Annotated in this window: 20 protein-coding genes, 1 tRNA gene and 1 other RNA gene; 18 read left to right on the plus strand and 4 right to left on the minus strand. The window is 71.6% G+C overall.

Going from position 1 to position 24,871, the window contains the following annotated elements; all coding sequences use genetic code 11:
- Window positions 1–115: 115 nt before the first annotated feature.
- Complete coding sequence (gene tgt, locus C1C97_RS06470; RefSeq protein WP_110920828.1) at window positions 116–1,402, plus strand: tRNA guanosine(34) transglycosylase Tgt; 1,287 nt, start codon at window positions 116–118, stop codon at window positions 1,400–1,402.
- Window positions 1,403–1,893: 491 nt separating this feature from the next.
- Window positions 1,894–2,754, plus strand: a complete 861-nt coding sequence (locus C1C97_RS06475) for an MBL fold metallo-hydrolase (protein WP_110920829.1) — start codon at window positions 1,894–1,896, stop codon at window positions 2,752–2,754.
- Window positions 2,755–2,980: 226 nt separating this feature from the next.
- Here the strand turns inward: C1C97_RS06475 and C1C97_RS06480 are convergent, their stop codons facing one another.
- On the minus strand, window positions 2,981–3,751 hold the full coding sequence (locus C1C97_RS06480; RefSeq protein WP_121030751.1) for a queuosine precursor transporter: 771 nt from the start codon (window positions 3,749–3,751) through the stop codon (window positions 2,981–2,983).
- Window positions 3,752–3,872: 121 nt separating this feature from the next.
- Here C1C97_RS06480 and C1C97_RS06485 point away from each other — a divergent pair, with 121 nt between their 5' ends.
- The 4 genes from C1C97_RS06485 (at window position 3,873) to C1C97_RS06500 (ending at window position 8,441) form a co-directional block, all read left to right on the plus strand.
- Window positions 3,873–4,700: a hydroxymethylpyrimidine/phosphomethylpyrimidine kinase gene (locus tag C1C97_RS06485; protein ID WP_121030753.1), complete on the plus strand. Its 828-nt coding sequence runs from the start codon at window positions 3,873–3,875 to the stop codon at window positions 4,698–4,700.
- 149 nt (window positions 4,701–4,849) lie between these two features.
- Window positions 4,850–5,515: a TetR/AcrR family transcriptional regulator gene (locus C1C97_RS06490; protein ID WP_110920978.1), complete on the plus strand. Its 666-nt coding sequence runs from the start codon at window positions 4,850–4,852 to the stop codon at window positions 5,513–5,515.
- Between the two features lie 296 nt (window positions 5,516–5,811).
- On the plus strand, window positions 5,812–7,767 hold the full coding sequence (locus C1C97_RS06495; protein WP_233542786.1) for an ExeM/NucH family extracellular endonuclease: 1,956 nt from the start codon (window positions 5,812–5,814) through the stop codon (window positions 7,765–7,767).
- A 281-nt stretch (window positions 7,768–8,048) separates the two neighbouring features.
- Window positions 8,049–8,441 carry a hypothetical protein gene (locus C1C97_RS06500; protein WP_110920946.1) on the plus strand — a complete coding sequence of 131 codons (393 nt, stop codon included), beginning with the start codon at window positions 8,049–8,051 and terminating at the stop codon, window positions 8,439–8,441.
- Window positions 8,442–8,947: 506 nt separating this feature from the next.
- Here C1C97_RS06500 and C1C97_RS06505 read toward each other — a convergent pair.
- Window positions 8,948–9,032 (minus strand) — tRNA-Ser (locus C1C97_RS06505).
- Window positions 9,033–9,270: 238 nt separating this feature from the next.
- Here C1C97_RS06505 and ffs point away from each other — a divergent pair.
- The 7 genes from ffs (at window position 9,271) to C1C97_RS06540 (ending at window position 16,689) form a co-directional block, all read left to right on the plus strand.
- Window positions 9,271–9,367: signal recognition particle sRNA small type (gene ffs / locus C1C97_RS06510), an RNA gene on the plus strand.
- A gap of 64 nt (window positions 9,368–9,431) precedes the next feature.
- Window positions 9,432–12,638 (plus strand): DNA polymerase III subunit gamma and tau, encoded by a 3,207-nt coding sequence (locus C1C97_RS06515; RefSeq protein ID WP_121030757.1) that lies wholly within the window; start codon window positions 9,432–9,434, stop codon window positions 12,636–12,638.
- Window positions 12,639–12,716: 78 nt separating this feature from the next.
- Window positions 12,717–13,322 (plus strand): recombination mediator RecR, encoded by a 606-nt coding sequence (gene recR / locus C1C97_RS06520; protein WP_110919539.1) that lies wholly within the window; start codon window positions 12,717–12,719, stop codon window positions 13,320–13,322.
- Between the two features lie 144 nt (window positions 13,323–13,466).
- Entirely contained in the window at window positions 13,467–14,753 is a 1,287-nt protein-coding gene (locus C1C97_RS06525) for an aspartate kinase (RefSeq protein WP_110919540.1), read from the plus strand.
- A 13-nt stretch (window positions 14,754–14,766) separates the two neighbouring features.
- Window positions 14,767–15,408 carry a MarR family winged helix-turn-helix transcriptional regulator gene (locus tag C1C97_RS06530; RefSeq protein WP_121030759.1) on the plus strand — a complete coding sequence of 214 codons (642 nt, stop codon included), beginning with the start codon at window positions 14,767–14,769 and terminating at the stop codon, window positions 15,406–15,408.
- The gene (locus C1C97_RS06535; protein ID WP_121030761.1) at window positions 15,401–16,333 is read left to right on the plus strand and encodes a 3-methyladenine DNA glycosylase; all 933 of its coding nucleotides are present in this window, start codon (window positions 15,401–15,403) and stop codon (window positions 16,331–16,333) included. Before C1C97_RS06530 ends, C1C97_RS06535 begins: the two co-directional genes overlap by 8 nt.
- Window positions 16,330–16,689 carry a Rieske 2Fe-2S domain-containing protein gene (locus tag C1C97_RS06540; RefSeq protein ID WP_121030762.1) on the plus strand — a complete coding sequence of 120 codons (360 nt, stop codon included), beginning with the start codon at window positions 16,330–16,332 and terminating at the stop codon, window positions 16,687–16,689. Before C1C97_RS06535 ends, C1C97_RS06540 begins: the two co-directional genes overlap by 4 nt.
- A 13-nt stretch (window positions 16,690–16,702) precedes the next feature.
- Here the strand turns inward: C1C97_RS06540 and C1C97_RS06545 are convergent, their stop codons facing one another.
- Window positions 16,703–17,359, minus strand: coding sequence for a response regulator (locus C1C97_RS06545; protein WP_110919544.1), 657 nt, complete (start codon window positions 17,357–17,359; stop codon window positions 16,703–16,705).
- Entirely contained in the window at window positions 17,356–19,071 is a 1,716-nt protein-coding gene (locus C1C97_RS06550; protein ID WP_121030763.1) for a sensor histidine kinase, read from the minus strand. Before C1C97_RS06550 ends, C1C97_RS06545 begins: the two co-directional genes overlap by 4 nt.
- 173 nt (window positions 19,072–19,244) lie before the next feature.
- Between C1C97_RS06550 and C1C97_RS06555 the strand changes: the two genes are divergently transcribed.
- The 5 genes from C1C97_RS06555 to C1C97_RS06575 all read left to right on the plus strand — a co-directional run bounded on the left by C1C97_RS06555 (window position 19,245) and on the right by C1C97_RS06575 (window position 24,871).
- Complete coding sequence (locus C1C97_RS06555; RefSeq protein WP_121030764.1) at window positions 19,245–20,615, plus strand: CitMHS family transporter; 1,371 nt, start codon at window positions 19,245–19,247, stop codon at window positions 20,613–20,615.
- A gap of 197 nt (window positions 20,616–20,812) precedes the next feature.
- Entirely contained in the window at window positions 20,813–21,070 is a 258-nt protein-coding gene (gene purS / locus C1C97_RS06560; protein WP_110919547.1) for a phosphoribosylformylglycinamidine synthase subunit PurS, read from the plus strand.
- Window positions 21,071–21,072: 2 nt separating this feature from the next.
- Window positions 21,073–21,864, plus strand: coding sequence for a phosphoribosylformylglycinamidine synthase subunit PurQ (gene purQ / locus C1C97_RS06565; RefSeq protein WP_110919548.1), 792 nt, complete (start codon window positions 21,073–21,075; stop codon window positions 21,862–21,864).
- Between the two features lie 153 nt (window positions 21,865–22,017).
- Entirely contained in the window at window positions 22,018–24,315 is a 2,298-nt protein-coding gene (purL, locus tag C1C97_RS06570) for a phosphoribosylformylglycinamidine synthase subunit PurL (RefSeq protein WP_121030765.1), read from the plus strand.
- Window positions 24,316–24,355: 40 nt separating this feature from the next.
- Window positions 24,356–24,871, plus strand: coding sequence for a GNAT family N-acetyltransferase (locus tag C1C97_RS06575; protein WP_158591135.1), 516 nt, complete (start codon window positions 24,356–24,358; stop codon window positions 24,869–24,871).

The raw sequence follows: 24,871 nt of genomic DNA on the forward strand, positions 1-24,871 counted from the left end.
GCCCGCGCCGCCATCCTCGGCAAGCGGCGTCGTTCCCACGGCGAGCGCCCACCGCCCCGGGCGGGCGCAGGACGTGGTGACGCCAGGGCTGCCCGCGACCCGGCACAATGGTCGGGTGCCCACCTCAGACTCCGCGCCCCCGTTCAGCTTCGAGCTCCACACGAGGCTGCGCGACAGCCCCTCCCTGCCCGAGGAGCGGGTGCGGGAGAACGGCGGGCAGTTCCAGGCCCGCACGGGCACCATCACCACTCCGCACGGAGAGATCCGGACGCCCGCGTTCATTCCCGTGGCCACCCAGGCCGCGATGAAGGCCGTGCTGCCCGAGTCGATGGCGGCGGAGGGCGCGCAGGCCATGCTGGCCAACGCCTACCACCTGTTCCTCCAGCCTGGCGACGACGTCCTGGACGAGGCCGGCGGGCTGGGCACCTTCATGAACTGGCCTGGCCCCACGTTCACGGACTCCGGCGGGTTCCAGGTGATGTCCCTGGGCTCCGGGCTGGGCAAGGTGATCGACATGTCCACCGTGGCCAACCCGCTGGGGGACACCCAGATGGCGCCCGGCCAGAAGCGCATGGCACGCGTGGACGACGACGGCGTGTGGTTCCGCTCCTACCTCAACGGGGACCTGCACCGGTTCACCCCGGAGGTCTCCATGCGGGTGCAGCACAATATCGGCGCGGACATCATGTTTGCGTTCGACGAGCTCACCACCCTCCACAACACCCGCGAGTACCAGGAGATCGCCCTGGAGCGCACCCGGAAGTGGGCGCTGCGATGCGTCGCGGAGCACCGTCGGCTCACGGAACAGCGCGCTCACAAGCCCTACCAGGCGCTGTTCGGCGTGATCCAGGGCGCCCAGTACGAGGATCTGCGGCGCCAGGCGTGCCGGGACCTGTCGGAGATGGGTTTCGACGGCTTCGGGATCGGCGGTGCGCTGGAGAAATCACAGCTGGGCACGATCGTGCGCTGGTGCACCGAGGAGCTGCCGGAGAACACCCCCAAGCACCTGCTGGGCATCTCCGAGCCGGACGACATCTTCACCGCGATCGACAACGGCGTGGACACCTTCGACTGCGTGTCCCCCACCCGCGTGGCCCGTTCCTCCGCGGTCTACTCGCCCACGGGCCGGTTCAACCTCACGAACATCCGCTTCAAGCGGGACTTCACGCCCATCTCGGACACGTGCCCCTGCTACACGTGCACGCACTACACACGCGCCTACCTGCGGCACCTGTTCAAGTCCAAGGAGCGCAACGCCGCCACCCTGGCGTCCATCCACAACGAGCGCTTCGTCCTGGACCTCGTGGCGGGCGCCCGCGCCGCCATGGAGGCGGGCGACTACTTCGAGTACCGAGACGAGTTCCTGGGCACCTACTACGGCACGTTCCAGCCGAGCGTCTGAGCACGACGACGCCGCGGGGCACGTCTCTCGAACCACTCGGAGGCGGCGTACGGCCGCGTCACTGAAGCCGTCCGGCAACGATGTTCATGGTCCGGTGGGTCCTTGCCCCCGCGTTAGACTGCCTTGAACTTCTTCAGCCCGCCGGGAGTCCTCTGCACGCGGATCCACGGTCCCGGTGGGTGTCGAGGGCAGGCGCTCCGCGTTCCACGTGGTGTTCCCGCGAACCGGCACCGGCGCCGTACGAGGGCCGGCCGCGCAGCGGGAACAGCACCGGGGCCCGGGGCAGCACCCGCGACACGAGTCACCCGACTCCCCCGCCCCACACGGTGGAGGACCCGGGATCCGCAGGTTCGAGGGCCTCACGTGTTGAGCGAGACCAGGTGCTTCCCCGCTCGGGGACCGGTCGGCGGCACCGCGCGTGCGGTGACCCGAACCGCGGACGGCGGCAGCGGCGTCGCCCGGGAATCCGCCCGGGCGCGGGACGGCCGGGCATGAGCGCCGCCCAGCACGACTACACGGCCCCCGGGATCCTGCACCGCGTCAGCGCGTGCGCCGGGGTGATCCTCGCGCCGAACCCGGGGCCCATGACCCTGGACGGCACCAACACCTGGATCCTCTCCGCACCGGGTTCCGGCCCCGAGCATCCCAACTACGGCCAGCACCCGTCCGCGCAGGGCCGGGGCGAGTGGCCCGGTCCGGACATCGTCGTGGTGGATCCGGGGCCGCTGGACGAGGGACATCTGCAGGCCGTCGCGGCGATCGGCACCGTGGTGCTCATCCTGGTGACGCACCGCCACGGGGACCACACGGACGGCATCGACCGCCTCCACGAGATCACCGGCGCCCCCGTGCGCGCGGCACTGCCCGAGTTCTGCCGGGACAGCGGCGAACCCCTGCGGGACGGGGACTGCGTGCTGGCCGCGGGCGTGAGCATCCGCGTGCTGGCCACCCCGGGCCACACCTCGGACTCGGTCTCGTTCCTGCTGGACCACGACGAGCCCGAGACCATTCTCACCGGGGACACCGTCCTGGGCCGCGGCACCACCATGATCGACCACCCGGACGGCACCCTGGGCGACTACCTGCACTCGCTCGAACGGCTCGCCAAGCGCTCGGGCGCCATGGGTCTGCCCGCCCACGGCGCGCCCCTGCCGGACTTGCAGGACGTGTGCGAGGACCTCGCGGAGCACCGGCTCGAGCGCCTGGACCAGGTGCGCGGCGTCGTCGCCGAGCTGGGGGACTCCGCGAATGTGCAGACCGTCACGGACGCCGTCTACGCGGACGTCCCCGCCGGGGTGCGCCGGGCCGCGGAGCACTCGATCGCCGCGCAGCTCGCCCACCTGGGCCTCTGAGCACCGGGAACGACGACGCCGCACGCACCCTCCCGCGTGGTGCTCACCTCCGACAGGCGGCGAGCACCGATCGCCCAGGGCACTTGGCCCGGTGGGCACTGACCGTGCCTTTCAGGTACCGGGCTGGGCGTGCTTCACCCCAGGCGGCACACCCTCGGGGAACGCTCGTCTCGTGGCGCGCCGTGGTTTCCCCCGCCCGGCCAGGTGGCATGTCCTCTGGGAACGCTCAGCCCTGCAGCGGGGCCGCCTCCGCGTAGCTCGGCTCGCGACGCTTGACCCATGCGATCGCGGCGTAGGTGACCGGCATGATCACGACCTCCACGAGGCACTTGTAGACGTAGCCCACGAGCACGTAGTTCAGGAACCCGGACCACGAGTCGATGCCGATGATGGGCGCGGCGATCGTGCAGAAGATGACGGTGTCCACGAGCTCGCCCACCAGCGTGGAGGAGATGAGCCGCGCCCACAGGTGCTTCTCCTGGGTGCGCTCCTTGACCTTGACCATCACGTACGCGTTGAGCAGCTGACCCACCAGGTAGCCCAGCAGGGACGCCGCCACGATCAGCGGCACCGGACCGAGCACCGCCTCGAACGCGCTCTGGTTCTCGTAGAAGGGCGCGGCCGGCAGGATGATCACGATCCAGAACACCAGCGAGGAGAACGCCCCGAAGAAGAACGAGGTGAGGATCGCCTTGCGGGCCGCCCGGAAGCCGTAGACCTCCGAGACCACGTCCCCCAGCACGTAGGCCAGCGGGAACAGGAAGAAGCCGCCGTCCGTGATGACGGGCCCGAACTGCACACCCTTGGTGGCGCCGATGTTCGAGAGCACCAGGATCACGCAGTACGCGGCCAGGATGAGGTCGAAGTACGTGCGGGGGCGGCGCGCGAAGGCGGGTTGGGCGGTGGAGCGGGCCGCGGCGTCGCCGGCGGGTGCTGCCGCGGCGGGCGCGTCCTGCGCTGAGACCGGGCCGTGGGGCGGGGTGGCGTGGGAAGACACGGGTGTCCTTGGGGTCGTCGCGTGCGGTGAGGGGACGTCGCCTGCCACCCGACGTCGGCCCCAGTGTAGTGGGGCGCCGCGGAACTCGCGGGCTGGCTGCGGGCGGAGCACAATACTGTGCATGAGCGAAACCACACGCAACCAGCCGCCCGTCGCCATGACCGTCGCGGGCTCCGAGGCCACCGGCGGCGCCGGTGCGCTGGCCGACATCAAGACCTTCACGTCCCTGGGGGTCTTCGGGTCCCTGGCGCTGACGTGCATCGTGGCGTTCGACCCCGAGAACGACTGGGGCCACCGCGTGACCCCCGTGGACCAGCAGACCCTGGCGAACCAGCTGCAGACCATCACCGCGGCGTACGACCTCGATGCCGTGAAGATCGGCATGCTCGGCCACCCGGACACCATCCGCACCGTGGCCACGGCCATGAAGAAGCTGCAGCCCGAGCACCTCGTCCTGGATCCCGTGCTGATCTGCAAGGGCCAGGAGCCGGGTGCGGCGCTGGACACGGACCAGGCGCTGAAGGCGGAGGTGCTCCCGCTGGCCACGTTCGTGACCCCCAACCACTTCGAGTCCCTGTCCCTGTCCGGGATGGAGTCCATCGACTCGGTGGCGGACCTCGAGGAAGCCGCCAAGCGCATCCACGACTCCTCCGGTGCCACCGTGCTCGCCAAGGGCGGGGTGCGCCTGGCCGGCGAGGAGGCCGCGGACGTGTTCTACGACGGCTCCACCCTGGAGGTGCTCACCGAGCCCAAGGTGGGCGAGGTGCCCGTGTCCGGCGCGGGCTGCTCGCTCGCGGCGGCCGTGACCGCGGAGCTCGCCAAGGGCGCCACCCCGCTCGACGCCGCCCGCACGGCCAAGAGCTTCGTCACCGCCGGCATCCGCCACCGGCTGGCATCCCACCTGCCGTTCGACTCCCTGTGGCAGGGCGGGTACGCCGCTGGGGCTTGATTGGACGCTGTCACCGAGGTTCCTGGGAGCCTTCGGGGAATGCCCCGTCCTCCGGGGCGTTCCCCGTTCTCCTGGGGTGGAATGGGGGTTGAACCGCACGAGATGTCGGCAAGACCCGCTTTGCTGACAGAACCAGGTAAGGTGTCGTCATGCCCCGCATCACAGCCCCCAGCAACGCCGCTCAACGAGAGCGCACCCAGCGTGCGATCCTCGACGCGTTCGGGGAGCTGCTGTACAGCAACGGGCTCACCGACCTCACCATGACCCAGGTGGCCAAGACCGCCGGAGTGGGCCGCACCGCGGTGTACAACTACTTCGCGGACATGGGCGAGCTGCTCGTGGCCTACGCCCTGGACAAGACCGAGCGCTTCGTGGCGGACCTGAACCGCGAACTCGCGGACACCGAGAACCCCGTGGACCAGCTGGGCGTGTACGTCCGGCACCAGATCGAGGACCTCAGCCGCCGCCACCTGCCTCCGGGACAGGCCATGCGCGCCGTGCTCTCCCCCGAGGACTTCGCCAAGCTCGGGGAGCACGTGCAGAAGCTGCAGACCGTGCTCGCCGGCATCCTGCAGCGCGCCATGGACGAGGGCTACCTGCCGGAGGGCGACACCGAGGAGCTGTCCCAGCTGGTGCACGGTTCGCTGGCCGCCACGGCGGACCGCAGCACGTCCGTGGCCGGCACCCGCACCCAGAAGGAACGCACACGGGCCACAGTCCGGTTCATCCAGCGCGGACTGGGCGCGCAGTTCGACGAGGACTCCCGCCCGGTCCGGCTGCCGCAGCAGCCTCCGAGGCTGAGTGCGGTGTCCTGAGCGCTCACCGCACACCGCGTCCCCACGGCCCCCGCACTGCCATCCGCAGCGGGGGCCGTTCCCGTGCGCCCGCGTCTCCGAGGGCCACGGCATGCCCGCCGCGGCGCCGGGATCGGCACCGGCATTTCACGTCGCGGCCATGACCTGGTCTTCTGCCCTCCCTACCCTCGTGAGCACCAGTGTCGACCCGGGCGCGCTCGCACCGACCCACGGCCGCCCGAGCACCCCCGTCCCCTGTGATGACCTGCTCGAACGGCCCGCGGCGGACGCGGCGCGCCCCGCCCCAGGAGATCACCGTGCTCATTGCCCCCTCCCCGTCCCCCTCCCCCGCGCGATCCGCCCGCCGCCGCGCTGCCGCCGTCTCCCTGAGCGCCGTGCTCATGGCCGCGGGGCTCGGCGTGGCGCCCGCCACCGCCGCGCCGGCCACCACGAGCATCGCCGCCATCCAGGGCACCGGGGACACCACCCCGCTGGCAGGCAGGACGGTGACCACCGAACCCGCCGTGGTCACGGCGGTCTACCCTCCCGGGTCGGGCGCCCTGGGCGGCTTCGTGATCCAGACACCGGGCAGCGGCGGCACCATCACGGGCACCACGCCCTCCACCGGTCTCTTCGTCTACACGGGGCAGGCGCCCGTGACGGTCCAGGAAGGCGACGCCGTGCAGGTCACCGGCACGGCCGGCGAGTTCAAGGGCCTCACGCAGCTCTCGGGGGACGTGAAGGTCACGAAGGTCATCAAGAAGGTGGCTCCCGTGAAGCCCGTGACCACGGAATGGGCCTCCACCGTCTCCTACCGGGAGAACCTCGAGTCCATGCTCTACCAGCCGCGCGAGCAGTTCCGCGTGGCGGACACCTACGGGGTGGGCCGCTACGGCGAGCTCGGCCTCTCCGCAGGCCCCGCGCTGCCCGCCCAGCCCACCGACGTCGCCCTGCCCGGCAGCCCCGAGGCCGAGGCGCAAGCCGCGCGGAACCGGGCCATCTCCGTGACCCTCGACGACGGCACCAACCAGGGGTTCGCCGCGAGCCCCACGCTGGAAGCACGCACCGTGCCGTACCTGGATCCGCAGAACCCGGTGGAGGTGGGAGATCGCGCCAAGCTCACCGAACCCGTGATCGTGGACTACCGCCACGACACCTGGCGGTTGCAGCCCACGTCCCCGGTGACCCGGGGAACGGAGCCGGTGCGGTTCACGACCTCCTCGGACAAGACCCCCCGCGTGGGCGGACAGTTCTCCGTGGCGTCCTTCAACGTGCTCAACTACTTCACCACCACGGGCCAGGAGCGCAGGTGCAAGGGTGGCAACTACTCCACGGACGGCACGTACAACGTGGCCCAGGGCTGCGACGTCCGGGGTGCCTACGACGTCGCCGACCTGCAGCGGCAGCAGGCCAAGACCGTGACCGCCATCAACCAGCTGGACGCCTCCGTGGTGGGGCTCATGGAGATCGAGAACTCCGTGAAGCTCGGTGAGACGACGGACGAGGCGCTCACCACCCTCGTGGGGGCGCTGAACGGCGCGGCTGGCTACCGGAAGTGGGCTGCCGCCCCCGTGGACGGATCCCAGCTGCAGGACGTGGCGGAGCAGGACGTCATCACCAATGCGATCATCTACCAGCCGCGCGAGGTGCAGCTGCAGGGTGACGCGCAGGCGCTCGGCTCCGAGGCGGGGCCAGGCGGCGCCTTCGAGAACGCACGGACGCCGCTGGCCGCGGCCTTCACCGCGGCGCACGGCAAGGGCAAGGCGTCCGGCGCGCCGACCACCGTGGTGGTCAACCACTTCAAGTCCAAGGGATCGGGACCGAAGAACGGTCCCAATGCCGATGCAGGGGACGGCCAGGGAGCATGGAACGCGGCCCGCGTGGCCCAGGCCGAGGCGTTGGTGGAGTGGATCCCGGAGCTCACGGACCGCGCCGGGTCCCAGGACGTGGCCCTGCTGGGCGACTTCAACTCCTACACCCAGGAGGACCCCATGCAGGTCCTCTACTCCGCGGGCTTCGAGTCCGCCCCCGCCCCCACGGAGCACACCTACGTGTTCGGCGGCCAGGTGGGCTCCCTGGACCACCTGCTGGTCTCCCGCTCCCTGCAGCAGCGCATGACCGGGGCGGACGTGTGGAACATCAACTCCGGACAGTCGCCGCTGCTGCAGTACGCGCAGTACCGCACCACCGCCCTGGACTACTACCGCCCGGACGCCTCCGCGTCCTCCGACCACGACCCGGCCATCGCCGGATTCCGGGCGGGCAGGGGGTGATCACCCTTCTCAACGGTGCGACGGCGCCCCCGCAGTCCCTTGTCGGCGATCGCGGGGGCGCTTCGCGTTCCACGTGCCGGGTTGGCGCCGCCGGTTCCTCCTTCGGGTGTGTGAATGCTTTTTCATGCGTAATTTTCACGCGCAAACCCGCCGGGGAGTCACCCCGGGGCTACGATCCAGCTGTTCCCACTTTTCCGGGCGCATGAACGGATCGGCCGGGCTGCCGATCTGCAACCACCGTGTGCTTTCCCGCGCGCCCCCTCACCCGTGAAGGACCCCCCATGGTCACCGCCGCACCCCTCCGCCGTTCCCTGGCCGCCGCCTTCGTGGCCCTCGCCCTGGGCGCGGGCATCTCCGTTGCCGACGCCGCTCCGGCCGAAGCCGCCGCCCCCAAGCCGTGTGCGGCGAGCATGTCCGTGAAGAACCCCCGCCAGTGGACCACCACCGTGGTGAACGTGTCCCGCGTGGGCGCCAACGCCAAGGTCACCACCCGGGCCAAGTACAAGACCACCACCAACACCAAGCAGGCCAAGGCCTCAGCGCGGGGCACCGCCGCCGTGAAGTACCCGATTGCCGGAGCCACGCCGGGCCGCACGGTGTGGGTGGAGGTCACTGCGACGGACGGGCGCAACTCATGGAAGTGCGGCGCGTCCTTCACCCCGCGCCGCAAGTAGGACCCAGCTGCCCGATCCCTCCAAACCATCGCGGGCCCGCTCCGCCTCTGGGGCGCGCCCGTGGCCACGGACCCCTCTGCGGCCGTTCCTGCGCAGATCCCCCGTGCGGAATGCCCGCGGACATCTGAGGCGGGAAATACCCACGGATCACCCGGTCCCGCGGGCATGTCGCGCCTCAGATGTCATGTCCGGCGGGCCTCCGAGCACGAGGGCACTGCAGGTCTCCTGCTGTGCCCTCCCCCACGCAGCAAGACTCGGGCGCGTCAGGGCAACGTCCATTCCCCCGGCTTCGATGAACACCGACCATGCGTCAGCCACGCGATCCAATTTCCCCCCGGGGAGGGATGGTACGTATGAATCGGGCAGGGGGATCGTGGGGCCGCGGGTTCGGGGGCCCCGGTACAGGAAAGACGCGACCCCCGACCGGTTCGAAAACCGGTGCGGAGCCGCGCCTGCCATGAACTGAGCCGCGACAACCCGAGGGTTGTCGCGGCTCAGCGCTGCTGCGGAGGATGGGGGATTTGAACCCCCGAGGGCGTTAACCCAACACGCGTTCCAGGCGTGCGCCATAGGCCGCTAGGCGAATCCTCCAGGCAAGCACGCACTCCACTCATGCGGGGCACGTGCGGCAATCAGCATAGCGGAGTTCCCGTCCCGTTCGCGAATCCGGCCCACGGGTCCTGCACATGCGGTGCTCACGGAGTCGCCCCAGGGGGAGGCGAGGGGCCTGAAAAGCCGGGCGAGCGGCGTCGTCGTCGGGCACGGGCGCGGGGAGCGACGGCGCTCCGCGGCCGGTTCGAACTCCGCGCACTGTTGGGCTAAAGTAGAGCCCAGCCCCTCGTGTGGCGCCATCTCGTAAAACTCCCCCAGGGCCGGAAGGCAGCAAGGGTATATGGGCTCTGGCGGGTGCACGGGGGGTCTCATCGTTCCTGGCTCCCCATCACCGTGAGCCCGCCGAGGGCGTCAGCGACCCCGGCTAGAGTCTTCTACGTGACTACCGCCCTGTACCGCCGCTACCGCCCGGAGACCTTCGAGGACGTCATCGGCCAGGAGCACGTGACCGATCCCCTGATGACCGCGTTGCGCAAGAACAGGGTCAACCACGCCTATCTCTTCTCCGGCCCCCGCGGCTGCGGCAAGACCACGTCCGCGCGCATCCTGGCGCGCTGCCTCAACTGCGCCGAAGGGCCCACCGCCACACCGTGTGGACGGTGCGCGTCCTGCCAGGACCTCGCCCGGGACGGCGCCGGCTCCCTGGACGTCATCGAGATGGACGCGGCCTCCCACGGCGGCGTGGACCACGCCCGTGACCTGCGCGAGCGCGCCACGTTCGCGCCCGTTCGGGACCGCTACAAGATCTTCATCATCGACGAGGCCCACATGGTCACGCGCGAGGGCTTCAATGCGCTGCTCAAGATCGTGGAGGAGCCGCCGGAGCACGTGAAGTTCATCTTCGCCACCACCGAGCCCTCCAAGGTCCTCACCACCATCCGCTCCCGCACGCACCACTACCCCTTCCGCCTGGTGCCGCCCGAGCCGCTCATGCGCTACCTGGAGCAGCTGTGTCAGGAGGAGGGCGTCACCACCGAACCGGGTGTGCTCTCCCTGGTGGTGCGTGCCGGCGGGGGCTCGGTGCGCGACTCGCTCTCCGTGCTGGACCAGCTCATGGCGGGCTCGGACGAGCGCGGCCTCACCTACGACCTCGCGGTCGCCCTGCTGGGCTACACCCACGCGGCGCTGCTGGACGACGTCGTGGACGCCTTCGCCGCCGGGGACGCCGCCACGGTGTTCTCCTCCGTGGACCGGGTCATCCAGACCGGGCAGGATCCCCGCCGGTTCGTGGAGGACCTGCTCGAGCGCTTCCGGGACCTCGTGGTGGTCAACGCCGTTCCCGACTCCGCCGCGAACATCCTGCACGGGATGCCCACGGACCAGATCAACCGGCTGCGCAACCAGGCCACCCAGCTGGGGGCGGGGGAGCTCTCCCGCTCCGCGGACATCATCAACGAGGCGCTCAACGAGATGACCGGGGCCACCTCCCCGCAGCTGCACCTGGAGCTGCTGTGCGCGCGGATCCTGCTGCCCTCCGCGGACGACTCCACGCGCGGCATCACCTCCCGCGTGGACCGGCTGGAACGGCGCCTCAGCATCCCGCGCGGTGCCGGCATCCGGTATCCGGCCCCGGCCGCGCAGCCCGCCCCGGAGTCGCCCGTGGAGGACCCCGCGTCCGGTCCCTCCGCGATCGCCCCCGCTGCGCCGACCACCTCCGAGGCCCCCGCGCGCGAGTCCGCGGATCCGGCACCGTCCGGGCCCGTGCGCCAGGACGGCTCGGAGCCGGGACGCTCCACCATGGCGACCCCCGACATCGCCGAGCCCTCCATCCCCGAGGACGAGGCGGAGGACCCTCGGGGCAGCGAGCACCCCGTTGCGGGCTCGCCCGTGCCGGAGGACGCACGCGGCCCCCAGGGTGGCCACCCGCCGGCGGACGGCACCACCACTGCGGCCGACGCCGCCACGCAGGATCGCCCGGCGCCGAACGTCCCCGCGGTCTCCCCCGCCCCGGAGGAGCACGAGCGGCCCACCGACTCGCGCAGCGTCGGTTCCGAGCCCGTGGCCGAGGAGTCCCGCTCCCGTGGGCAGCACCGGGACCCCGCGTCGGGCGCCCCCGGCGGACCCGCCGCCGAGCGGGGAGATGCCCAGCGGCGCAGCCGGGAAGATGCCGGGACTCAGCCCTCGGGCAGTGCGGATGCGTCGGCGGACAGTGCGCCCAGCGACGTCACGAGCGGAGAGCTGGAGCTGCTGCGCTCCTCATGGCCGGAGATCGTCTCCGCCCTCGCGGAGATCCGCCGGGTGGCGTGGGCCATCACGGTGCGGGGAACACCCATCTCCTACGAGAACTCCACGCTGCGCATCGCGTTCGAGGGTGACGGCGACATCATGAACTTCCCCCGCTTCGAGGGGGACGTCCGCACCGCCATCCAGAGGGTGGTGGGGCTGGACTGCGCCGTGGAAGCGGTCCGACCGGGGGACACGCACGGCCGGGACAGCGGCGGTGACGCCGGCGGTCCCCCACCGGGCTCGGGAAGGGGTCCCGGCGGGGGGCGAGGACCCGCGCCGCGACATCCCGGCAGACCGCCGGGCACCTCGAACGCCCCGTCCCAGGAGCAGCCCGACTACTTCCGGGAACCGGAGGGCTTCGGCGTCAATCGCCGGCGGGACAGCACATCCCAGCCGAGCGACGACACCTCCGGACCCCCGGCACGAACACCCCGGCAGTCCGGGCAGGACCGCGACGAGGGACAGTCCCGGGCCCAGCCCGCAGACCGTGCACGGCAACGGCCGCAGAGCCCGGCTCCGCCCTCCCCGGAGGACGACGAACCGGTCACCTCGTGGACCGTTGCCGCCATCCCCCAGCCGGGCGAGACCGCTCGACCCGCCGAGAACAACCGCGACACCGGCCAGGGTGGTGAACGGGCCGCGGAACCGTCGGGAGAACCCGCACCGGAGGGGGCGGACGCCACGCCATCGGCGGACCCCGGGGAGTTCGATGCACCCGGCGCCCCCGAGGGCTCCCCGGACCCGGCGGGCTCCGCGGTCTCCAGCGTCTCCCAGGGGGCCGCGGCCACGGATCCCGCCTCGGGAGAACGTCCCGGCCCGCAGGATGCGCCCACGGGTGGACCCTCCTCCGGTTCTCCGGACGCGGCCACGCACGACGGCCAGGGCTCCCGCGGCCCGGGGAACGGCGACGGCCCGCGTGCCACGGCGCCCGGTGACCGCGACCCCGGGGGCGCGGCGTCGGCCTCGCCGGCTCCGCACCGCCAGGCGGACCGCGGCCCCGAGTACTGGAGCCCCGAGGAACCCCCGCCTCCCCCCGAGGACGAACCCCCCGCGGACATGTACGACGAACCGGCACCGTCGTCTCCCCCGCGCCCGGACGCCGCACAAAGCCCGGCGGCAGCGGGCGAGAAACGACGCGGCTGGCGTGAGCGTCACGCCGCGGCCATCGCGGCGGCGGACCAGCAGAACCCGGACATGGCACCGCCCAGCACCCGCGGCCCGGGCGTCGAGGACGAGCACTTCGTCCCGGGTGCGGACGACGAGTCCCTGGAGGACTCCTCCCTGTACGGGCGGGCCGCCATCGAGCGCATCCTGGGCGGGATGCTCATCGACGAGCGCGCCCACGACACGAGCCAGTGACCCGGAGTGGTTGCCGCGCCGCCCGGTGACCCGGGCGACGCGCGACCCCGATCACGATCCACCTCACGAAGGAGCACGGTGTACGAAGGACCGGTCCAAGACCTCATCGACGAGCTGGGGCGGCTGCCCGGCGTGGGCCCCAAGTCCGCCCAGCGCATCGCGTTCCACCTGCTGGACGCCGACAAGGACGAGGTCCAGCAGCTCGTGGACGCCATCTCCACCGTGAAGACCTCGGTGTCCTTCTGCGTGATCTGCGGCAACGTCACGGAGCAGGACGAGTGCGCCATCTGTCGGGACGCCCGGCGGGACCGCAGCGTGATCTGCGTGGTGGAGGAGTCCAAGGACGTCATGGCCATCGAGCGCACCCGCAGCTACCGCGGTCTCTACCACGTGCTGGGCGGCGCCATCTCACCGCTGCAGGGAGTGGGACCGGACCAGCTGCGCATCCGGGAGCTGATGACCCGGCTCTCGGACGAGACGGTGCAGGAGATCGTGCTGGCCACGGATCCGAACCTGGAGGGCGAGGCCACCGCCACGTACCTCTCCCGCATGCTGAAGACCCTGGGCATCCGGGTCACCCGGCTGGCTTCCGGGCTGCCGGTGGGCGGTGACCTCGAGTACGCGGACGAGGTCACACTGGGCCGTGCGTTCGAGGGCCGCACGGTGGTCTCGGAGGCCCGCTGACACCCCCGCTCTGCGGGAGGGCCCGGCCAGGAGGATGCATACGCACGGGCCCCGTGGCCGCGCGGGCGAACGGCTAGCATGGACCACTGAATCCCCGAGACCACCCGCGCCTCGGCGCGGGGTGCCCGCCCGCGAGAGGAACGCATGAGCCTCATAGTCCAGAAGTTCGGCGGTTCGTCGGTCTCCGACGCCGACGGGATCCGCCGGGTCGCCCGGCGGGTGGCCGAGACCCGCAACGCCGGCCACCGGGTGGTCGTGGTGGTCTCCGCCATGGGTGACACCACGGACGACCTGCTCGATCTCGCCAACGAGGTGGCTCGCACACCACCGGCCCGCGAGCTCGACATGCTGCTGACCTCGGGTGAGCGGATCTCCATGGCGCTGCTGGCCATGGCCATCTCGGACCTGGGTGTGCCCGCGCAGTCCTTCACCGGCTCCCAGGCCGGCATGATCACGGACGGGGCCCACGGGGCGGCCAAGCTCGTGGAGGTCAGCCCCTCGCGGGTCAGTGCCGCCCTGGAGAACGACAACGTGGCCATCATCGCCGGGTTCCAGGGCATGAACCGCTCGTCCAAGGACATCACCACGCTGGGCCGCGGCGGTTCGGACACCACGGCCGTGGCACTGGCGGCCGCGCTCGAGGCGGACGTGTGCGAGATCTACTCGGACGTGGACGGCGTCTACTCCGCGGATCCGCGCATCGTGCCCTCCGCCCAGAAACTGGACCGGGTCTCCTCCGAGGAGATGCTCGAACTCGCGGCGAACGGGGCCAAGATCCTCCACCTGCGCTGCGTGGAGTACGCCCGCCGCTTCAATGTGCCGCTGCACGTCCGCTCGTCCTTCACCCACAACCAGGGCACCTGGGTCATCCCGAGCCCGCACGAGAACCTCACGCCGCAGAAGGAGATCCCCTTGGAACAGCCGCTGATCGCCGGCATCGCTCATGATCGCAGCCAGGCCAAGATCACCATCGTGGGGGCCCCGGACCACCCCGGCATCGCCTCCCGGATCTTCCGGCTGCTGGCGGACGCGAAGGTCTACGTGGACATGATCGTGCAGAACGTCTCCACGGGCGAGCACCCCCTGACGGACGTCTCCTTCACCCTGGACGAGTCCCAGGGCGAGCTGGCCCTGAGCCTGCTGCGCGCCGCCGAGGAGAAGATCGGCTACACCCGCCTGGACTACAACAGCGAGGTGGGCAAGCTGTCCCTCGTGGGCGCCGGGATGAAGACCAACACGGGTGTGGCGTTCACGTTCTTCCAGGCGCTCGCGGACGCCAACGTCAACGTGGACATGATCTCCACGTCCGAGGTCCGCATCTCGATCGTCACCTCGGTGGACAGGCTCGACGACGCCGTGCGCGCCGTCCACACCGCGTTCGGCCTGGACTCGAGCGAGCAGGCCACCGTGTACGGGGGCACGGGGCGCTGACCCCCGCATCCCCATGACCCACGACCCCACGAGCACGGGCCAGGGACCCGGCACGCGACCGGGCCCCGCCGGGAGCCCCCGCGTCCCGTACGGTGCCGGCGGCCACCGCGGGGTGGGTGACGACGCCGCCGGTCACGCCTCCGGGGCATGGAACGGCCCGTCCCCCGAGCAGGCCGGGACCGACGACCCGCTGGCACTGGCGAACCAGCTGTGCTTCTCCCTGTCCGTGGCCTCCCGGATGGTGGTGCAGGCCTACCGCCCGGTGCTGGAACCGCTGGGGCTGACCCATCCCCAGTACCTCGTGATGCTGGCGCTGTGGGGCTTCCAGCCGCGCACGGTCAAGGACCTCGGCGCGCAGCTCATGCAGGACTCCGCCACGCTGTCCCCCCTGCTCAAGCGGCTGGAGGCCCGCGGGTTCATCACCCGGGAACGGGACCCCCGCAACGAACGGGCGCTCGCGGTCTCACTGACGGAGAAGGGCATGGAGCTGCGGGAACAGGCCATGGAGGTGCCCGCACGGATGATGGACCGGCTGGACGTGACCCGCGACCAGGTGCACCTGCTCAACGAGGGCATGCACCGGCTCATCTCCGCTGCCCAGGCGCTGGACCCGGATCCCGAGCAGAGCCCACCGCAGGATCCCCGCGATGCGTGAGTCACCGACCAGGACGCGGCCCGGGGTGCTCACCCGGGAGCAGTGGACGCAGCGGGCGCAGGCTCACGAGGACCGGGTCTCCCGCCACACGAAGCCCTTCCTGGACCGGCGGTTCCGGGGCGAGAAGCATCCCGTGGAGGACTTCCTCTTCACGTACTACACGCTGTCCCCCGCCCAGTTCACGCGCTGGCACCCGGGCCCCGCCGTGGTCCTCCTGGACGCCCCCGAGCGGGCGGAGTGGAAGTTCTACCGCGCGGCCACCCCCGCGGAGCTCGCGGCCACGGGCGCGCGGGCGGACGCGAGCGGCGTCGTCGTGGACGCGGAGGCGTTCGTGGCGAAACGGGGGACCGCCGTGCGGTTCACGCGCGAGATCCTGGCGAACACGGCGGCGAAGACCGGCACGTTCGACTGCTTCGGCCTGCACGAGTGGGCCATGGCCTACCGCGCGGAGGAGAACGGCGTGCGCCACGAGTACGCCGGGCTGCGGCTGGGTGCGAGCGGCACGGACGAGGTGGTGCAGAGCCACCGGATCCGGTGCTCGCACTTCGACGCGTTCCGCTTCTTCCAGCCGCAGGCCGTGGCGCGCAACGAGCTGCGGCCCACGCGCGAGACCCAGCGCACCATGGAGCAGCCGGGGTGCCTGCACGCCGGCATGGACCTCTACAAGTGGGCGTACAAGCTGCTGCCGGCCGTGGACTCGCAGCTGCTCGCGGACTGCTTCGAGCTCGCGTGGGACGTGCGCGGCACGGACATGGCGGCCTCCCCGTACGATCTCACGGACTGGGGGTACGAGCCCGTGCGCATCGAGACACCCGAGGGCAAGGCCGAGTACGTCCGGCGCCAGCGCGCGTTCGCCGCGCGCGGCACCGCGCTGCGCGAGCGCCTGGTCGCCGCCACGGACCGGGTCCTGGAGGCCGCGACGTGAGCTGGCACCCGGTTCCCGACGCCGCCGCGGTCACCGCCGCGCTCGAGGCACCCGCCAGCGCGGTGCCGGTGCGGATCGGGGACACCGCGCTGATCCTCACGCGAGATGCCCGCGGAACACTGCACGCACTGGCCAACGAGTGTCCGCACCAGGGGGCCGCGGTGTGCCGCGAGACGCAGCGGGGTGCGGAATCGCTGGAGTGCCCCAACCACTTCTGGGTCTTCGACCTCGCCGGCACGTTCCGGGGCTCGCGGCTGGCCCTGGACATGGGGCGCACCGCCCCACCGGACCCCGCCAAGGACCTCGCGGAGTTCGCGTGCCGGGAGGCGGACGGCACCGTGGAGGTGCAGCTGTGACACCCGGACGCTCTCAGCCGCGCACCGCGTAGCAGTGCTCGGGGCGGCCGCGAGTGCCGTAGCGCAGCTCCAGCCGCAGCGTTCCCCGCTGCACCAGCTGGGACAGGTAGCGCTGCGCGGTCGCGCGGGAGATCCCCACGGCGCGGGCCACCTCCATGACCGTGACCTCCCCACCCTCGGCCACCGCGGCGGCAACGGCCGACTCGGTGGCGGACGCCGCGGAGGTGACGGCGGCGTCGTCGGCGCCCGTCATGGCACGGCGGGCGCGGTCGATCGAGGCCTGCGTGAGGGAGCCGGGCGCGTCGAGCTGGCGCCGGTACCGGGCGTAGGCCCGCAGCCTGCCCATCAGGACCTCGGGTTCGAAGGGCTTGAGCAGGTAGGCGAGCGCGCCGCGCCGGAATGCGGCCGCCACGGTGGCGCGCTCGGAGGCCGCGGAGAGCACGAAGGCGTCCACGTCCACGGCGCGCAGCACGTCCAGTCCCGAGCCCTGGGGGAAGTAGACGTCCACGAGCATCAGGTCCGGGGCGTGCTCCTCGACCGCCGCCGCCACCGCCCGCAGGTCGTGCACCGGGGGCAGGGCCGTGAAGCCCGGGACCGCGTTCACGTACCCCACGTGCAGGGCGGCCACGTGGAAGTCGTCGTCGATGATCAGGACCTTGACGTCGTTCATGCCGTCTCCTCCGTCAGCTCGGGTGCGGTGTCCACCGGGGTGAGCACCCCGGGCAGGCGCGCCGCGAAGACCGCACCGAGGCCGTCCTCGGTGCCCCCGGGATCCGCGAGCCACACGTCCCCTCCCATGGTGCGGGCCAGCCGCCGGGAGAGGCTGAGCCCCACCCCGTGACCGTGCACCCCCGACTCCGGGCCCGTGCGGGTGCTCACCCCGGAGGCGAAGATGTCCAGACCCGGGGCCACCCCCGCCCCGGAGTCCGCGACCGCGAGGTGCAGCGTGGAGCCCTCGCTCAGCAGGTCCACGTCCACCCACCGTCCTCCGTCCGCCGACGGCTCTGAACCGATCACCGCGGCCACGGCGTTGTCGATCAGGTTGCCGAGGATCGCCGTGACGTCCTGCGTGTCGATCAGCTGCCCCTGCAGCGCCGTCTCGGGGCCCACCCGCAGCGCCACCCCGCGCTCGTGGGCCTGCACGCCCTTGGCGCCGATGAACGCGCGCAGGAACGGCTCCTCGACCGCGGTGACGTTCTCCACCGGGTCCCGCACGGGCCCCGAGGCCATGATCTCCGCGACGTACTGCCGGGCGTGCTCGTGCTCTCCGTTGCCCAGCAGCCCGGAGAAGGTGTGCAGCCGGTTGGCGAACTCGTGGCGCTGGGCGCGCAGGGCATCGGTGATGGCCTGCATGGCGCTGAGCCGGCTGCGCAGGTCCTCCAGGGCCGTGAGGTCCCGCAGCATGACCACCTGCCCCAGGTCCACGCCGTCCCGGTGCACGCTCTGCACCTGCGCGCGGATCGTGCGGTGGGAGGTGTCCAGGCGCACCACGGACTCCTCCGGGGCACCCCCGCTGCGCTGGCGGGTGATCGCGTCCGTCAGGGCGGGGTCGAAGTCCACCTCGGTGTACGGGCGGCCGACGACGTCCGCGGCCTCAGTGCGCCGCGGCAGCTCGAGCAGCACCCGGGCGGCCTTGTTGCGGATGCTGATCCGCCCGTCCGGGCCGATGCCGATCACCCCGTCCTCCACGCCGTAGAGCACGGCCTCCTGGTCCCGCACCAGCTGCGCCATCTCCTCGGGCTCCAGCCCCAGGGTGGTGCGGCGCAGCCACCGGACCAGCAGGGCCGCGGCCCCCGCGGCGAGCGCCATGGCCAGTGCCGCGATGATGAGGATGGACACGACCGCCTGCTGCAGCTGCCCGGTGACGGTGGCCACAGGCACGCCCACGCTGACCTCGCCGACCACGCGCTCGCCCTGGCGCACGGGGACCTTCGCCCGCACGGACTCCCCCAGGGTCCCGGCGTCGCGGGACACGGACTCGCGCCCGCCGAGCGCGTCCGGGGCGGTGCTGACCGGCTGCCCGAGGGAGCCGGGGTTGGGGTGGGACATCCTGATGCCCTGGTCGTTGGTGACCACCACGAACAGTGCACCGGTGCCCTGACGGACCGCCTCCCCGCGCTGCTGCACCGACCCCTTCACGAGGGTCCCGGCGTCCAGGTGCTGGGCGCCGGACTCGCGCGCCACCGCGCTCACGAGCACCGGGTCCGCAGCGAGGGTGCGTCCGATGCCCAGGGCCTCCTGCTCCGACTGGTCGTACACGCGCTCGACCGTGAGCACGAGCACCGCCGCGAGGCACAGCACCACGCTCCCGGCCACGATGCCGAGCAGCACCACCATCATGCGGGTGGTGAACGTCCCCGCAGGGGTGCGCGCCGTGCTCATGCGCTCATCCTAGGGTGCGCCACACCACTGAGCAGAATGAGCACAAACGTGTCAATGAGCACAACCCCCGGCAATGAGCACAACGGGGGCGTGACCGGGCTCTCACTCGTACGGTGTGATCAGCCGCACGTTCGCCGTGCACCCACCCCACCCACAGACCCCAGGAGAGACTCATGCTGGTCGTACTCGGGTTCCTGATGATCGCCACGTTCATGGGCCTCATCATGACCAAGCGGCTCACACCGCTGCTCGCCCTCATCATCGTGCCCACCGTGTTCGGCCTCTTCGCGGGCGCCGGGCTGGGCATCGGGGACATGGTCATGGACTCCGTCAAGGACATGTCCTCCACCGCCGCGCTGCTGATGTTCGCGATCATCTACTTCGGCCTGATGATCGACGTGGGCCTGTTTGACAAGCTCGTGAACCTCATCGTGCGCGCCACCGGCCACGATCCCGCCAAGGTGGTGGTGGGCACCATGATCCTCACCGCCCTGGTCTCCCTGGACGGGGACGGCTCCACCACGTACATCGTGGTCACCGCGGCCATGCTGCCCGTGTACCAGCGCCTGGGCCTGAGCCCCGTGGTCCTCACGTGCATCGCCGGTCTGACCAACGGTGCCCTGAACATCGTCCCGTGGGGCGGACCCACCGCCCGCGCCGCCGCCGCGCTGCACGTGGAGGCCACGGACATCTTCCTGCCCATGCTGCCCTCCCTGGCCGCGGGCCTGGTGGTCATCTTCGTCTTCGCCGTGCTGCTGGGCCGCTCCGAACGACGCCGCCTGGCCACTGCCGATCCCGCCCGCTGGGGCCGCGGCGCGGCCGTGGGCGCCGGTGCCCCCGGCACGGGCACGTCCCGCTCGAACACCCCGCTGCTGACCGGCGAGGGCCTCACCGACACCGCCCTGGACCCCAACCGCGAGTCCCTGCGCCCCCGCCTGTTCTGGTTCAACCTGGCCCTGACCGTGGCCGTGATGGTGCTGCTCGTGGCGGACGTGGTGCCCCTGCCGTACCTGTTCATGGTGGCCAGCGCGATCGCCCTGGTGGTGAACTTCCCCAAGATGTCGGACCAGGGCAAGATGCTCGCGTCCCACTCCTCCTCCGTGATCGCGGTGGTGTCCATGGTGATGGCCGCGGCCGTGCTCACCGGCATCCTCTCCGGCACGGGCATGGTGGAGGCCATGTCCAAGTGGCTCGTGGAGGTCATCCCCTCCTCGATGGGCCCGTACATGGCGGTGCTGACCGGGCTGATCAGCATCCCGGCCACGTTCTTCATGAGCAACGACGCCTTCTACTTCGGCATCCTGCCGGTGCTCACCGAGACCGGCGCGCACTACGGGATCCCCGCGGTGGACATGGCCCGCGCGTCCATCACGGGTCAGCCCGTGCACATGCAGTCCCCGCTGGTCCCGGCCATCCTGCTGCTCGTGTCCCTCGCCGGGGTGCAGCTGGGCGACCACCACAAGAAGGTGCTGTGGCGCGCCCTGGTGGTGGCCCTGGTCATGCTGGTGGTGGGCGTCGTGGTGGGCGCCGTGGGCATCGGCTGAGCGCACCGCAGCACGACGCTGCGGCGTGCGCGGCAGAGGGACGAGCGGCGCCGGGGGCCGCGAGCACCCACTAGAGTGGGGTGCGCAAGCTCGCGGAGCGTCGTCGTCGCCCGGACACCGGTTCCGGACGCGCCCGGCGTGAGACGGCACGGACTCCGCGCGCTGGACACCTTCCACACCGCGTACAGGAGCGTTCCATGGCCCGAATCGTCGTCGACGTCATGCCCAAACCGGAGATCCTCGACCCGCAGGGCAAGGCCATTGCGAACGAGCTGCCCCGGATAGGTCTCAGCAGCTTCACCGAGGTCCGCCAGGGCCGCCGCTTCGAGCTCACGGTGGACGGTGAGGCCACCGAGCAGGTGCTCGCCCAGGCCCGCGAGGCCGCGGAGAAGCTGCTCTCCAACCCGGTGATCGAGGACGTGGTGAACGTCAGCGCACTGCCCGAGGAGCACTGAGCGTGGCGCAGCACCTCACCGCCGAACAGACGCCCCTGGTGGCGGACCTCTCCCAGCCCGCCCCGGACTCCCGCCTCGCGGACGTCCGCGTGGGCGTGGTGACCTTCCCGGGCACGCTGGACGACCGCGACGCCGCCCGGGCCGTGGAGATCGCCGGCGGCACCGCCGTGCCGCTGTGGTACGCGGACACGGACCTGCAGGGCGTGGACGCCGTGATCCTGCCCGGCGGGTTCTCCTACGGGGACTACCTGCGTGCCGGCGCGATCGCCCGCTTCGCCCCGCTCATGGACAGGATCGTGGACGCCGCGAGCGCGGACGGCGGGATGCCCGTGCTGGGCATCTGCAACGGCTTCCAGGTGCTCACCGAGGCCCACCTGCTGCCCGGTTCCATGATCAAGAACGAGCGGCTGAAGTTCCTCTGCCGTGACCAGGGGCTGCGCGTGGAGAACGCGGACACCGCGTGGACCGGGCGCTTCGCGCAGGGCCAGGAGATCGTGGTGCCGCTGAAGAACCAGGACGGCCAGTACGTCGCGGACCGGCGCGCCCTGGACGAGCTCGAGGCCGAGCACCGCGTGGTCTTCCGCTACGCGGGCGGCAACCCCAACGGCTCGCGCAACGACATCGCCGGGATCACCAACGCCCGGGGCAACGTGGTGGGACTCATGCCGCACCCCGAGCACGCCGTGGAACCCGGTTTCGGCGCGGACCTCTCCGGTTCCGGCGCCGTGGGCATGCGCGAGGGCACGGACGGGCTGGACGTGTTCGTCTCCGTCCTGGAGCACCTGACCCGCTGACGCACGACGGCGCCGGGAGCCTCCCGGCGCCGTCGTGCGCCCCGCGCGCGACCCCGCACCGATCCGGCCGGGCCTCCGGCCACCGGCCACCACCATGCACCGGCGTGACGGCACCGCACGCCCCATCCTCCACCAAGGGACCCCGTAGACGTCATGAGCGAAACGCACTTCAACCTGGACACCATCGAGCACGCCGCCGCCACCCCGGACACCGAGCTGCCCTGGGCGGAACTGGGCCTGAACGAGACCGAGTTCGAGCGCATCAAGGAGATCCTGGGCCGCCGCCCCACCGCCGCGGAGCTCGCCATGTACTCCGTGATGTGGTCCGAGCACTGCTCCTACAAGTCCTCCAAGGTGCACCTGCGGCAGTTCGGCGAGAAGGTCACGGACGAGATGCGCAGGAACCTCATGGTGGGCATCGGGGAGAACGCCGGTGTCACGGACATCGGGGACGGCTGGGCCGTGACGTTCAAGATCGAGTCCCACAACCACCCCTCCTACGTGGAGCCGTACCAGGGTGCCGCCACGGGTGTGGGCGGGATCGTGCGGGACATCATCTCCATGGGCGCCCGTCCGGTGGCCGTGATGGACCCCCTGCGCTTCGGCGCCATCGACCACCCGGACACCCAGCGCGTGGTGCACGGGATCGTGGCTGGCGTGGGCGGCTACGGCAACTCACTGGGTCTGCCGAACATCGGCGGCGAGGTGGAGTTCGACCCCTGCTACCAGGGCAATCCCCTGGTCAACGCGCTGGCCGTGGGCGTGATGCGCCACGAGGACATCCGCCTGGCCACCGCGTCCGGCACCGGCAACAGGGTGGTGCTCTTCGGCGCGCGCACCGGCGGGGACGGCATCGGCGGCGCGTCCGTGCTGGCGTCCGAGTCCTTCGACGACTCCAAGCCCTCCAAGCGCCCCGCCGTGCAGGTGGGGGACCCGTTCGCGGAGAAAGTGCTCATCGAGTGCTGCCTGGAGCTGTTCAAGTCCTCCCTGGTGGAGGGCATCCAGGACCTCGGCGCGGCCGGCATCTCGTGCGCCACCTCCGAGCTGGCCTCCAACGGTGACGGCGGCATGCGGGTGAACCTGGACGATGTGCTGCTGCGCGACCCCTCCCTGACCCCGGGCGAGATCCTGATGTCCGAGTCCCAGGAGCGGATGATGGCCGTGGTCACCCCGGAGAAGGCCGCGGCCTTCGAAGCGGTCATGGCCAAGTGGGACGTGGAGTACTCCTGGATCGGCGAGGTCACGGACACCGGCCGGCTGGTCATCGACCACCACGGCGAGGTGATCGTGGACGTGGATCCGCGCACCGTGGCCCACGACGGCCCGGTGTACGAGCGCCCGTACGCCCGACCGGAGTCCCAGGACGCCCTGCAGGAGGCCCACTTCACGGGCTCCCCGGAGGACGCCGCCCGCCCCTCCGGTGCGGAGCTCGGCCCCGCGCTGCTCGAGCTCATGGGATCCCCCAACCTGTGCTCCAAGGAGTGGGTCACCAGCCAGTACGACCGCTACGTGCAGGGCAACACCGCCATGGCCATGCCGGACGACGCCGGTGTGGTCCGAGTGGACGAGCGCAGCAACCTGGGCGTGGCCCTGTCCACGGACTCGAACGGCCGCTACACCCGCCTGGACCCGTACCGCGGCGCGCAGCTCGCACTCGCGCAGGCCTACCGCAACGTGGCCACCGCGGGCGCGCGCCCCGTGGCGGTGTCCGACTGCCTGAACTTCGGCTCCCCCGAGGACCCGGACGTGATGTGGCAGTTCGCGGAGGCCGTGCGCGGGCTGGCGGACGGCTGCCAGGCCATCGGCGTGCCCGTCACGGGCGGCAACGTGTCCCTCTACAACCAGACCGGCGGTGTGGCCATCAACCCCACCCCGGTGGTCGCCATGATGGGTGTCTTCGACGACGTCACCCGCCGCACGCCGTCGGGCTGGCGCGAGGACGGCCAGGCGGTCTACCTGCTCGGCGAGACCGCGGCCGAGCTGGACGGCTCCGAGTGGGCGCGGCTGCGCGGCCACCTGGGCGGCACGCCCCCGCGCGTGGACCTGGACCGCGAGCGCGTGCTCGCGGACATGCTCGTCAACATGTCCCGTGACGGCATGATCGACGCCGCGCACGACGTCGCCGAGGGCGGGCTGGGTGCCACGCTCGCCGAGATGGCCCTGCGCTTCGGCGTGGGCGCCCGGATCGGGCTCGGGGAGGTGGCCGAGCGCGACGGCGTGGACCTGTTCACGCTGCTGTTCTCGGAGACCCAGGGCCGCGCCGTCGCGAGCGTGCCCCGCTCGGAGGAGGTGCGCTTCCGGGACATGTGCACGGTGCGCAACTACCCGTTCGCCCGGATCGGCGTGGTGGACGCCGAGAGCGGTTCCCTGGACTTCCAGGGCGAGTTCGCGGTGGGACTGGACGAGCTGAGGGACGCCCATGAGTCCACGCTGCCGCGCCACTTCGGCTGACGAGGCGCACACACCACGAGGAACGCACGAGGTCACCGCCATGTGGGATGCACTGCCGGAGCCGGAACCACCGGAGCCGATCCGCACCGAGCGCCTGGAGCTGCGCCCGTTCGCGCGGGACGAGCTGGAGGCGGTGGCCGCGGGGGCCCGGCTCGAGCACTTCGCCCCGGGATTCCCCACCCCCGCGGACGTGGACCGGGCGCGCGGCGCGATCGAGGCGGGTGAGCACTTCGCCACGGAGTCCGAGCACATCCGGTTGGCCATGGTGGACCTCGCCTCGGAGCAGGTCATCGGGACCGCGGGCTTCCCGGGCCCCGCCATGGACGGGGAGCTCGAGGTGGAGGGTTCCGTGGTCCCGGACCGGCGCAACCGCGGGCTGGCCACGGAAGCGCTGCGGGCACTCGTGCAGCACGCGTTCCAGAACCCGGAAATCCGTGCGGTGCACGGTTCCGTGCCAGGTGATCAGGAAGCCGCCCGCAGGGTCCTGCTGCACTGTGGTTTCATCCGGCGGTCCTCCGAGGGCTCGGAGGACTCGTACCATCTCCCCCGCCCCTGA

It is taken from the genome of Kocuria tytonis (genome assembly GCF_003226895.2).
Lineage (GTDB): Bacteria > Actinomycetota > Actinomycetes > Actinomycetales > Micrococcaceae > Kocuria > Kocuria tytonis.

Excerpts from the sequence above, each read along its gene's own strand:
- C1C97_RS06475 (WP_110920829.1), top strand. The coding sequence starts at position 1,894 with ATGAGCGCCGCCCAGCACGACTACACGGCCCCCGGGATCCTGCACCGC.
- C1C97_RS06485 (WP_121030753.1), top strand. The coding sequence starts at position 3,873 with ATGAGCGAAACCACACGCAACCAGCCGCCCGTCGCCATGACCGTCGCG.
- C1C97_RS06490 (WP_110920978.1), top strand. The coding sequence starts at position 4,850 with ATGCCCCGCATCACAGCCCCCAGCAACGCCGCTCAACGAGAGCGCACC.
- C1C97_RS06500 (WP_110920946.1), top strand. The coding sequence starts at position 8,049 with ATGGTCACCGCCGCACCCCTCCGCCGTTCCCTGGCCGCCGCCTTCGTG.
- C1C97_RS06525 (WP_110919540.1), top strand. The coding sequence starts at position 13,467 with ATGAGCCTCATAGTCCAGAAGTTCGGCGGTTCGTCGGTCTCCGACGCC.
- C1C97_RS06530 (WP_121030759.1), top strand. The coding sequence starts at position 14,767 with ATGACCCACGACCCCACGAGCACGGGCCAGGGACCCGGCACGCGACCG.
- C1C97_RS06535 (WP_121030761.1), top strand. The coding sequence starts at position 15,401 with ATGCGTGAGTCACCGACCAGGACGCGGCCCGGGGTGCTCACCCGGGAG.
- C1C97_RS06545 (WP_110919544.1), bottom strand. The coding sequence starts at position 17,359 with ATGAACGACGTCAAGGTCCTGATCATCGACGACGACTTCCACGTGGCC.
- C1C97_RS06550 (WP_121030763.1), bottom strand. The coding sequence starts at position 19,071 with ATGAGCACGGCGCGCACCCCTGCGGGGACGTTCACCACCCGCATGATG.
- C1C97_RS06555 (WP_121030764.1), top strand. The coding sequence starts at position 19,245 with ATGCTGGTCGTACTCGGGTTCCTGATGATCGCCACGTTCATGGGCCTC.
- purS (WP_110919547.1), top strand. The coding sequence starts at position 20,813 with ATGGCCCGAATCGTCGTCGACGTCATGCCCAAACCGGAGATCCTCGAC.
- purL (WP_121030765.1), top strand. The coding sequence starts at position 22,018 with ATGAGCGAAACGCACTTCAACCTGGACACCATCGAGCACGCCGCCGCC.
- C1C97_RS06575 (WP_158591135.1), top strand. The coding sequence starts at position 24,356 with ATGTGGGATGCACTGCCGGAGCCGGAACCACCGGAGCCGATCCGCACC.